The sequence below is a fragment of the Azospirillum sp. UFLA03-27 genome, from assembly GCF_059803775.1.
This window is the reverse complement of record NZ_JAUQTX010000234.1, coordinates 1-10,283: the sequence shown is the minus strand read 5'-3', so window position 1 is coordinate 10,283 and position 10,283 is coordinate 1. Positions and strand designations below refer to the sequence as shown.

9 protein-coding genes are annotated in these 10,283 nt (G+C 67.3%); 7 read left to right on the top strand and 2 right to left on the bottom strand.

From position 1 onward, the window contains the following. The first annotated feature begins 215 nt into the window (after window positions 1-215). The 5 genes from Q4I23_RS25915 to mrdA all read left to right on the top strand — a co-directional run bounded on the left by Q4I23_RS25915 (window position 216) and on the right by mrdA (window position 5,667). Window positions 216-758 (top strand): TIGR00645 family protein, encoded by a 543-nt coding sequence (locus Q4I23_RS25915; RefSeq protein WP_454018060.1) that lies wholly within the window; start codon window positions 216-218, stop codon window positions 756-758. 465 nt (window positions 759-1,223) lie between these two features. Further along, window positions 1,224-2,264 carry a rod shape-determining protein gene (locus Q4I23_RS25910; RefSeq protein WP_014240000.1) on the top strand — a complete coding sequence of 347 codons (1,041 nt, stop codon included), beginning with the start codon at window positions 1,224-1,226 and terminating at the stop codon, window positions 2,262-2,264. Between the two features lie 90 nt (window positions 2,265-2,354). Then, window positions 2,355-3,224, top strand: a complete 870-nt coding sequence (mreC, locus tag Q4I23_RS25905) for a rod shape-determining protein MreC (RefSeq protein WP_498528113.1) — start codon at window positions 2,355-2,357, stop codon at window positions 3,222-3,224. Next, window positions 3,221-3,733 (top strand): rod shape-determining protein MreD, encoded by a 513-nt coding sequence (gene mreD / locus Q4I23_RS25900; protein ID WP_454018061.1) that lies wholly within the window; start codon window positions 3,221-3,223, stop codon window positions 3,731-3,733. The genes mreC and mreD overlap by 4 nt, the downstream gene beginning before the upstream one ends. A 56-nt stretch (window positions 3,734-3,789) precedes the next feature. Beyond that, the gene (mrdA, locus tag Q4I23_RS25895; RefSeq protein ID WP_149167937.1) at window positions 3,790-5,667 is read left to right on the top strand and encodes a penicillin-binding protein 2; all 1,878 of its coding nucleotides are present in this window, start codon (window positions 3,790-3,792) and stop codon (window positions 5,665-5,667) included. A 24-nt stretch (window positions 5,668-5,691) separates the two neighbouring features. Here mrdA and Q4I23_RS25890 read toward each other — a convergent pair whose 3' ends face one another. Then, window positions 5,692-7,392: a methyl-accepting chemotaxis protein gene (locus tag Q4I23_RS25890; protein ID WP_498528112.1), complete on the bottom strand. Its 1,701-nt coding sequence runs from the start codon at window positions 7,390-7,392 to the stop codon at window positions 5,692-5,694. 222 nt (window positions 7,393-7,614) lie between these two features. Here Q4I23_RS25890 and Q4I23_RS25885 point away from each other — a divergent pair, with 222 nt between their 5' ends. Then, entirely contained in the window at window positions 7,615-8,292 is a 678-nt protein-coding gene (locus Q4I23_RS25885) for a DedA family protein (protein WP_454018063.1), read from the top strand. A 31-nt stretch (window positions 8,293-8,323) separates the two neighbouring features. Here the strand turns inward: Q4I23_RS25885 and Q4I23_RS25880 are convergent, their stop codons facing one another. After that, on the bottom strand, window positions 8,324-8,986 hold the full coding sequence (locus tag Q4I23_RS25880; RefSeq protein ID WP_237904943.1) for a LysE family translocator: 663 nt from the start codon (window positions 8,984-8,986) through the stop codon (window positions 8,324-8,326). A gap of 230 nt (window positions 8,987-9,216) precedes the next feature. Between Q4I23_RS25880 and Q4I23_RS25875 the strand changes: the two genes are divergently transcribed. Beyond that, entirely contained in the window at window positions 9,217-10,215 is a 999-nt protein-coding gene (locus tag Q4I23_RS25875; RefSeq protein ID WP_498528111.1) for a BMP family lipoprotein, read from the top strand. Window positions 10,216-10,283: the final 68 nt, after the last annotated feature.

Sequence of the window (10,283 nt, the reverse complement as noted above, 5' to 3'; positions counted from 1 at the left end):
GTTATAGTCTCGTGGGCTCGGAGATGTGTATAAGAGACAGGGCCTTATCGGTGCGGCGGACGGCCGGGACGTTACCGTTTCGTGGCGTCGCGAACCAGCTTTCTTCCAACAATCCCGTGTGGCGGACGCGGCATGGGAACGGTTGATTTCGCATGTGCGAAATGGCAAGAGTCCGGCCTCCTACCCCTTATGACCAAGCACGGACGCCGACCGTCATGATCGAACGCCGTTTCGAACAGATCATCTTCGCAAGCCGCTGGCTGCTCGCCCCCTTCTATCTGGGGCTCGTCGTGTCGCTGGTGCTCCTGCTGGCGAAGTTCACCCAGGAGATCTTCCACATCGTCCCGCATGTGCTGGAGATGCAGGAAAAGGACGTGCTGCTGGCCGTGCTGACCCTGATCGACCTGTCGCTGGCCGGCAACCTGCTGCTGATGGTGATCTTTTCGGGATACGAGAACTTCGTGTCGAAGATCGACGTGGCCGACCACAAGGACCGTCCGGAATGGATGGGCAAGGTCGACTTCGGCGGGCTGAAGCTGAAGCTGATCGCCTCCATCGTGGCGATCTCTGGCATCCACCTGCTGAAGAGCTTCATGAACATCGACAACACCAGCAAGGAAAACCTGATGTGGATGGTCATCGTCCACATGACCTTCGTGGTGTCGGGCGTCCTGCTGGCCCTGATGGACCGGTTGGAAGGGAGCCATCACGGAGCGCACGGCAAGGCTGCGACCACGGCGAAATCCGACCATCATTGAGGCCGCCGGAGAGGGCCGGCACCAGGGTGCCGGAGCGGTTTCAAACCCGACACAAAGCCGTTGCGGCGGGTTGGGAATCAGCCTAAGGATACCCCCGCCGCGAGCGGGGCGGTTTGGCCGGACGCCGGAGGTTTCCGCCTCCTGTTGACGGAAAATTAACCCTGACGCGGCAGTGTGGCGGGCACCGGAGGACGGCGTTCCGCCAGCACTTCGGGGACTGGACATTCCGCCGGGACCGGCCTTGCCTCAAGGACCGCCTCCCATCGACCAGAGCGCCGGACTGGCGCCGGTGACCGCCCCACGGGCGCCGGCAACAGGGCTCGGCAAGGCGTGCCGGTTGCACTCTCCGCTTGAGCGCGAAGGGGCATTCGTCTATGGAACCGTTGGCGGGCGTGGCCCTCCGCACCGGAGCGGGCACATCGCCGGCAAGGCCGTCTCAACCGCATTGAAGAGTTAGTCGGGTCCATGCTTTCCAAACTCCTCGGCGTGCTTTCCGCCGACATGGCGATCGATTTGGGGACGGCCAACACCCTGGTCTATGTCAAGGGCCGTGGCATCGTTCTGAACGAACCCTCGGTCGTGGCCATCGCCAACGTCCGCGGCAAGAAGCAGGTGCTGGCCGTCGGCGACGAGGCGAAGATGATGCTGGGCCGCACGCCCGGCAACATCCAGGCCATCCGCCCCCTCCGCGACGGCGTCATCGCCGACTTCGAAGTCGCCGAGGAGATGATCAAGCACTTCATCCGCAAGGTGCACAACCGGCGCAGCTTCGCCAGCCCGCAGGTCATCATCTGCGTGCCGTCGGGCTCCACCGCCGTGGAGCGCCGCGCGATCCAGGAATCGGCGGAGGCCGCCGGCGCCCGCCGCGTCTTCCTGATCGAGGAGCCGATGGCCGCCGCGATCGGTGCCGGACTCCCGGTGACGGAGCCGACCGGTTCCATGGTCGTGGACATCGGCGGCGGCACCACCGAGGTGGCCGTGCTGTCGCTGGGCGGCATCGTCTATTCCCGCTCCGTCCGCGTGGGCGGCGACAAGATGGACGAGGCCATCATCGGCTACATCCGCCGCACCCACAATCTGCTGGTCGGCGAAGGCTCGGCGGAGCGGATCAAGAAGGAAATCGGGTCGGCCTGCCCGCCGGAAGACGGCGAGGGCCGCATCCTGGAGATCAAGGGCCGCGACCTGATGAACGGCGTGCCCAAGGAACTCATCATCTCCGAGCGGCAGATCGCCGAGTCCCTGGCGGAACCGGTGTCGGCCATCGTCGAGGCGGTGAAGGTCGCGCTTGAGCACACGGCGCCGGAACTGGCCGCGGACATCGTGGACAAGGGCATCGTGCTGACCGGCGGCGGCGCTCTGCTGGGCAACCTGGACTTCGTCCTGCGCCACGCCACCGGCCTGCCGGTGTCGATCGCCGACGACCCGCTGTCCTGCGTCGCGCTGGGCACCGGGCGGGCGCTGGAAGAGATGAAGACGCTGCGAAACGTCTTGGTCAGCGCCTACTGATTGGTGTATTGCTCGCTTGGGTTCCCCCGGTGGTACGTCCATTCGCCGGCGTAGCCGGGGGCGGATCGCGTACCTGGACGGGATGATCCTGTGAAGCCTCGCAATTCCGGTTCCGTCGTGCGCCTCGCCGCCCCCTTGCGGGCGCTCGCCCAGCGCTTCTCCTTCCTGTTGCTGGTGCTCGCCTCCGTCGCCCTGATGATGGTGGGCCGGATCGACGCGCTGTCGGTGGACAGCGCGCGCGCCCGGGTGACCGACGCCTTCGCCCCGATCCTCGACGCGATCTCCCGCCCCGCCGCCACCGCCGCCCATGTCGTGGAGTCGGTGGTCGAAGTGCAGAACGCCTTCGAAGAGAACCAGCGGCTGAAAGCGGAGAACGCGCGGCTGCTGCAGTGGAAGCAGGCCGCGCTGCGGCTGGAGGCGGAGAACATCAGCCTGCGTTCCCTTCTCAAGGCGACGCCAGAACCGTCGTCCTCCTTCATCACGGCGCGGGTCATCGCCGCTCCGGGCAGCTCCTTCCTGCGCACGCTGGTGGTCACCGCCGGCCGCCGCGACGGGGTGCGCAAGGGGCAGGCGGCCATCGCCGGCAGCGGGCTGGTCGGCCGGGTGATCGAGGTCGGGGAATGGTCGGCCCGCGTCCTCCTGCTGACCGACATCAACACGCGCATCCCCGTGGTTCTGGAGCGCTCGCGCCAGCGGGCGGTGATGGCGGGCGACAATTCCGACCAGACCCGGCTCCTCTACCTGCCGCCGGAAGCGCCGGTGCAGGTTGGCGAGCGGGTGGTCACCTCCGGTCACGGCGGGCAGTTCCCGCCGGGCCTGCCGGTGGGCGTGGTGTCCTCGGTCGGTGAACGTGGCGTCCGGGTGCAGCCGAACGTCGATCTGTCGCGGGTCGAGCACCTGCAGCTGGTCGAGTTCAGCCTGCCGGGAAGCGAGGCGGAACCGTCGTCCGAGTCGAAATGACGCTGACCTTGTGGCAGCGGTTGGACAAGACGGGACGGAATCTCGCCCCGTTCGCGGTGACGGTCATGCTGGCGCTGGCCGGGATGATTCCGGTGCCGCTGCCCGGCTATGCGTCGGTGGCGCCTTTCCTGACCGCCATCGCCGTCTATTATTGGGCGATCCACCGGCCCGACCTGATGGGGCCGGGCACCGCCTTCCTGATCGGCTTGCTGCAGGACCTGCTGACCGGCGGGCCGCTGGGGGTGAACGCGCTGGTGCTGGTGCTGGTCCATTGGGCGGTGTCCAGCCAGCGGCGTGTGCTGGCGTCGAGCACCTTCGCCCTGATGTGGTTCGGCTTCGGGCTGGTCATGATGGGCGTGGCCTGCACTCAATGGCTGGCCTTTTCGGCGCTCCAGGCGACGGTGCTGCCGTTCCGGCCGGCGCTGTTCCAGGCGCTGCTGACCATGGCCTTCTTCCCGGCCATCGCCTGGATGCTGATCCGCGTGCACCGCGCGTTTCTTCAGGGATGATGGGCAGGGATAGCCGGCAGGGATGATCTGGCAGGGGATGTGAGCCTTTGACTGCGATGGACCGCGACACCGACCGCTACCGCCTGCTGACCCGCCGCGCCGCCGTGCTGGGCGGGCTGAAGCTCGCCGGTCTGTCCGCTCTGGTCGGGCGGCTCTATTACCTGCAGGTGGTGGAATCCGCGCGCTTCACCATGCTGGCGGAGGAGAACCGCATCAGCCTCCGGCTGGTCGCCCCGTCGCGCGGCACCATCGTCGACCGGTTCGGCGCACCGCTGGCGGTGAACCAGCAGAACTACCGCGTCGTCGTGGTGTCGGAGCGCACGCGCAACATCCAAGATACGCTGGACAAGATCTCCAAGATCGTCCCGCTGACCGACGGCGACCGCCGCCGCGTGATGCGCGAGCTGCACCGCAAGCGCCGCTTCGTGCCGGTCACCGTGCGTGAGAACCTGACCTGGGAACAGGTCGCCACCATCGAGATGAACACGCCGGACCTGCCGGGCGTCGCCATCGAGGTCGGCGAGATCCGCCACTACCCGGAGGCGGAGGCGACCGCGCACATCCTGGGCTATGTCGGCGCCGTGTCGGAGGCGGAGCTGAACGGCGACCCTGTGCTGTCGCTGCCCGGCTTCCGCATCGGCAAGGCCGGGATGGAGAAGTATCACGAGAAGGCGCTGCGCGGCACGGCGGGGACCAGCCAGCTTGAGGTCAACGCGGTCGGGCGCGTCATCCGCGAGCTGTCGCGCGACGAGGGGCAGCCGGGCCGCGAGGTCCAGCTGACCATCGACATCGGCCTTCAGAAGTTCGTGCAGCAGCGGCTGGCGCAGGAGGTCAGCGCCTCCTGTGTGGTGATGGACGTGCACACCGGCGGCATCTACGCCCTGTGTTCCCACCCCAGCTACGACCCCAACCAGTTCACCATGGGCATCAGTGCCGAGCTGTGGGAGGAACTGCTGTCCAACCAGGCAACTCCGCTGAACAACAAGGCCGTGGCCGGGCAATACCCGCCGGGCTCGACCTTCAAGCCGGTGGTGGCCCTGGCGGCGTTGGAGTCCGGGTTGATCAGCCGCAACCACTCGGTGTTCTGTCCGGGCCACATGGACCTCGGCGACCACCGCTTCCACTGCTGGAAGAAGGGCGGGCATGGCACGGTGGATGTGGTCGGCGCGCTGCGCCATTCCTGCGACGTATGGTTCTACGACGTGTCGCGGCGCATCGGCATCGACCGCATCGCCGAGATGGCCAACCGCTTCGACATGGGGCAGTTGACCGGGCTGGACCTGCCCCACGAGCGGCCGGGCCTGATCCCGTCCATCGACTGGAAGAAGGGCGCCTTGGGAAAGCCCTGGGCGCAGGGCGAGACGCTGATCGCGGCGATCGGGCAGGGCTACGTGCTGTCCACACCGATGCAGCTCGTCGCCATGACCGCGCGGCTGGCCAACGGCGGCTTCGCGGTGAAGCCTCACCTGACCAAGCAGATCAAGGCGTTGTCGGGCGAGCAGACGAGCTGGCCGCCGATCGGGGTGAAGAAGGAGAACCTCGACCTCGTCCTGCGTGGCCTCTACGAAGTGACCAACGCGCCGAACGGCACTGCCTACAAGTCGCGCATCACCGAGCCCGGCTATGAGATGGCCGGCAAGACCGGCTCCGCCCAGGTCCGCCGCATCACCATGGCGGAGCGCAGCACCGGCGTGAAGAAGAACGAGGACCTGCCCTGGCGGGAGCGCGACCACGCGCTGTTCATCTCCTACGCGCCGGTCAGCTCCCCGCGCTACGCCTGCGCGGTGTTCGTTGAGCACGGCGGCGGCGGGTCCACCGCGGCGGCGCCGATCGCGCGCGACATCCTTCTGGAATGCCAGAAGCGCGATCCGGGCCGCGCTACCGTTGCGGAGAGCGCTCCGCCGCCCCCGCCGCCGGGCGACACCCGGGGCTGAGGGGCGTTCCGAACGCGCGGCTGTCTATGCCGCGCGCACCTCGGCCAGGAACTGGTCCACCTCGCGCTTCAGGCCGACCGCACGTTCGGCCAACTGGTCGGCGGCTCCCTTCACGCTGTGGGTGGCGGCGCTCGTCTCCGCCTCCGCCTGCTGGATGCCGACGACATTGCGGGACACTTCCGCGGTGCCGTTGGCCGCTTGCTGGGCGTTGCGGCTGATCTCGCCCGTCGCCGCGCTCTGCTGCTCGACGGAGGCGGCCATCTCCGCGGTGGAACGGTCGATGTCCTCGACCTGGATGATGATCGCGCGCATGGCGTCCACCGTCCTGTTGGAGGCGCTCTTCACCGCGGCGATCTGGTTGCCGATCTGCTCCGTCATCGCGTGGGTCTGGTTGGCCAGGTTTTTGACCTCGCTCGCCACCACGGCGAAGCCCTTGCCGGCCTCGCCCGCGCGGGCGGCCTCGATGGTCGCGTTCAGAGCCAGCAGGTTGGTCTGGGAGGCGACGGAGTTGATGGCGGCGACGATCTGGTCCACCTGCTCGATGGCTCCGGACAGGGAATCGAGCTGGGTCTGCGCCAGATCGGCTCCCTCCGCCGCAGCCTTGGAGCGGGCGGCGGCGCGGGACACGCGCTCTGCCAGCTCGTGAATGGAGGCGGACATTTCCTCCGACGCCGCGGCGACGGTCTGCACGTTGGCGCTGGCCTCTTCCGACGCACCGGCCACGGCGCCGCACTGGGCGCTGACTTCCTCGACCGCGGCGGAGAGCTGGGAGGCGGTGGCCTGAAGCTCCGTCGCGGCGCCGCCGACGTCGTTGACGATGACCCCCACCCGCGCTTCGAACCGGCCCGCGAGGTCGAGCATCGCCGCCCGCTTCTCCGCCTGGGAACTGGCTGCGGCCTCCTTGGCCTCGCGCTCCATCGCGCGGTTGCGGATCAGGTTGGTCTTGAACACCTCCGCTGTGGCGGCGATCTCCCCGACCTCGTCCTTGCGTCCGGTGCCGTACAGCAGAGTATCCAGGTTGCCGTCGGCAAGGCCGCGCAGGCAGGCGACGATGGCTTTCACGGGTCGGACGATGCCGAACTGGGACACCGTCCAGCCGAGCAGAAGCCCTGCCAGGATGCCGATGGCGGCGGCGGTGACGAGCTGGACCGACCGGGATTCCGCCAGGGCGGACGCATCCTGCGACAGCCGCGACGCCTTTTCGTCGGTGTAGCTGGTGTAGGCGATGGTCAGACTCTGAAGTGCCCGCGCGGCGGTCGCGCTTGCATCCACCGACGCCAGGATGTCGCGCTGATTTTGGGTCAGATCGCTGCCGCCCCTGATCCGGCGAGCAACGGCGATCGTGTCTTCAAGTTCTTTGTAATAGAGCGCCAGGGCGCTCTCGAACGAGGACAGCATACGGCTCTGCTCCGCGTCGCTGGTTCCCTTGACCTTGGCAAGCAGCCCGCTCACGGCCTCGCGCGTCTTGCCGATGGACGGGAGAACCTGCTCCAGATCGCCGGGATTGGCGGCCAGCCGGTACTCGTCGCGGTTCAGTTCGACAACCATCCGGTTGATGCGCGCGCCCAACTTCATTTCTTCGCCGGCCAACTGGATTTCGTCGGTAGCGCGGCTCAGCGCGTCCAGACCGGCGATCGATGTGGCGGTGATGCCTGCGCAGATCGCAGCCAGGAAAACGATGATGGAGAGGATCTTGGTGGAAATCTTCAGATTGCCAAGCTGCATTTGGAAATTCCGCCATGAAAGCCCGGGTGACCCCGCGCAGGACGGGGCCTGCAAGGGGGCAGGTATGGAAGTGATTCTTATAAAATTCAGGGCGTCTGCGCTTTGATGTCGGTCAAGCAGGAAAGGAAAAGGTGGTAACCCTCTCTTTCGCCCCATTGACGGGCCAGGAACCGTCTGCCGCTGAACCCTGTTCCAGAAAGACAAAAGATTGGATGGGCTGAAATGGCGGACGGGCTGACCAATTGGCTGGTGGATGTGATGCACACGATGAATTACGTGGGCATCTTCCTGCTCCTGGTCCTGGCGCGGGTGATTCCGCCAGTTCCGGCCGAGTCGGTTATTCCATTGGCTGGCATCGCGGCGGCGCAGGGCGAGTACAATCTACTCGGCGTCGCCCTGGCCGGTGGGTTGGGCTCGCTGGCCGGGCAGCTGGTCTGGTTCCTGCCCAGTCGGCTGATGGGACGCGACCGGCTGGAAGCCTTTTTAAAACGTTACGGCCACTGGCTGACGATCCACCCCAAGAAGGTCCGACGAAGCACGGAGTGGTTTGGAAAGCATGGCGGCATCGCCGTCTTCCTGACCCAGCCGGTGCCGGGCGTGCGGACGCTGATCTCGATCCCGGCGGGGGCCTGCCGGATGTCGATCCCGCTCTACTGCCTCTATTCCGGGGCCGGGTCGATCCTGTGGACCTTGCTGCTCGCCTGGACCGGCTACATGCTGTCCCGCTGGCCCTTCGCGCACAGCCTCGTTGGCTATTTCACCGTGGGGCTGCTGGTGGTCCTGGTCGGGCTGTACCTGTACCGGCTTATCAGCCATTTCCAGGGCATCCGCCGCGCCCAGAGGTCGTCGCGCGGCCCGGACGGCGATCCGCCGGTGGCGGGAGCCCCGCTCAGCCCCTAGAGCTCAGCCCACAAGGGTCAGCCCACAAGGGTCAGCCCATGGCCCAGCCGGCCATGCCGGTGACGGCCATGCCGAGCGCCCAAATGCCGAAGGCCGCCAGCGCCACTCCCGTGCAATGGTTCAGCCGGGTCAGCCCGCGGTCGGAGATGCGGTGGCGCACGGCGGCGACGCCCATGGACAGGGTGAACCACCACAAGGACGCGCCGATGAAGACCCCGGCCACCAGTGTGGAAGCGTCCACCCGACCCAGATTGCCGCCTAGACCGAAGCCGGCGAAGATGGCGATGAAGGCCATGATGGTCGCCGGATTGGTCAGGGTCAGCGACAGGCCGGTCATGAAGCCGCCGAGGAAGGACGGCGTGTCGGGCGCGCTGGCGGCCTCGCGCTCCTCGTCCTCCGGCTTCTGGCGGAAGGTGCGGATGGCGACGACGATCAGGAAGATGCCGCCGACGAGCTGGAAGGCGATCTCGTGCCCTTGCAGGAAATCCAGCGCGGCGGACACGCCGAAGGCCGCGATGGCGCCGTAGATGGTGTCGGCCACGGCGGCGCCGAAGCCGGTGAAGAAGCCCATCAGCGGCCCGTGCTGGAGCGTGCGGCGGATGCAGAGCAGGCCAATGGGACCGACGGGGGCGGCGATGGCGATTCCAAGGACGATGCCCTGCAGCAGCACCACCAGACCATGCACGCCGATCACCTCGTCCAATCTGCGATTCCCTCCTCCGAGACCCTCCTTCGGGCAATGGCGGGCGTGATAGCGGGCCACCGCCCTTCCGTCAACCGGCGTTGCGGGAGGAGGTCCCATACGGGCTGTGACCTGCGGCGGAATTCCCCACGCCATGTGCCCCCTGTCACCGGGCGGGAGGAGCCGCTATCCTGGCCGCCACGACCCGGCGAGCGGGCGCACCGGAACGGGGAAGCGGAACGATGACGATGACGCGCATTCTGACCATCCTGGCCCTGTCGCTGACGGCGGCGACCGTTCCCGCCGCGGGCCCCGCCCTGGCGGCGGACGAGTTCATGCCGGCGGTGGTGTTCGACCAGGGCGGCAAGTTCGACAAGTCCTTCAACGAGGCGGCCTACAACGGGGCGGAGCGCTTCAAGAAGGAGACCGGGATCGTCTACCGCGAGTTCGAGGTCACCAGCGAGGGCCAGCGCGAGCAGGCGCTGCGCAACATGGCGCGGCGCGGCGCCACCGTCATCACGGCGGTCGGCTTCTCCCAGTCCGCCGCCGTGGACAAGGTGTCGCGGGAGTATCCCAACACCAAGTTCTGCCTGATCGACGACAAGCTGGACCTGCCCAACGTGCAGTCGGTGACCTTCAAGGAGCATGAGGGCTCCTTCCTCGTCGGCATGCTGGCGGCGATGGCCTCGCAGAGCGGCAAGGTCGGCTTCATCGGGGGCATGGACATCCCGTTGATCCGCAACTTCCTGACCGGCTACGAGCAGGGCGTGAAACATGTGAAGGCGGACGGCGAGGTCTTCACCAACATGACCGGCACCACCCCCGCCGCCTGGAACGACCCCACCCGCGGGGCGGAGCTGGCCAAGAGCCAGTTCGGGCGCGGCGCCGACGTGGTCTTCGCGGCGGCCGGGGCGACCGGGCTGGGCGTTCTCCAGGCCGCGGCGGACGCCGGCAAGCTGGGGGTCGGGGTGGACAGCAACCAGAACTGGATTCACCCGGGCAAGATCCTGACCTCGATGGTCAAGCGGGTGGACGTGACCGTCTACGACTGCATGAAGTCGGCCAAGGACGGCAGCTGGACGGCGGGCCACCGCGTCGTCGGGCTGAAGGAGGAGGGCGTCGGCTACGCGCTCGACGAGAGCAACCGCAAGCTTGTCACGGCGGAGATGGAGAAGGCCGTCGAGGACGCCAAGCGGAAGATCATCGCGGGTGAGCTGGTGGTGAAGCCGTATCAGCCGTGAGGGGTTGATCAGCGAACGGTTGCCCCCCTGTCTCTTATACACATCTGACGCTGCCGACGATTATACGC

What these genes read in the sequence shown, in the direction of transcription:
- Q4I23_RS25915 (WP_454018060.1), top strand. Translation starts at nt 216, where the DNA reads ATGATCGAACGCCGTTTCGAACAGATCATCTTCGCAAGCCGCTGGCTG.
- Q4I23_RS25910 (WP_014240000.1), top strand. Translation starts at nt 1,224, where the DNA reads ATGCTTTCCAAACTCCTCGGCGTGCTTTCCGCCGACATGGCGATCGAT.
- mreD (WP_454018061.1), top strand. Translation starts at nt 3,221, where the DNA reads ATGACGCTGACCTTGTGGCAGCGGTTGGACAAGACGGGACGGAATCTC.
- mrdA (WP_149167937.1), top strand. Translation starts at nt 3,790, where the DNA reads ATGGACCGCGACACCGACCGCTACCGCCTGCTGACCCGCCGCGCCGCC.
- Q4I23_RS25890 (WP_498528112.1), bottom strand. Translation starts at nt 7,392, where the DNA reads ATGCAGCTTGGCAATCTGAAGATTTCCACCAAGATCCTCTCCATCATC.
- Q4I23_RS25885 (WP_454018063.1), top strand. Translation starts at nt 7,615, where the DNA reads ATGGCGGACGGGCTGACCAATTGGCTGGTGGATGTGATGCACACGATG.
- Q4I23_RS25875 (WP_498528111.1), top strand. Translation starts at nt 9,217, where the DNA reads ATGACGATGACGCGCATTCTGACCATCCTGGCCCTGTCGCTGACGGCG.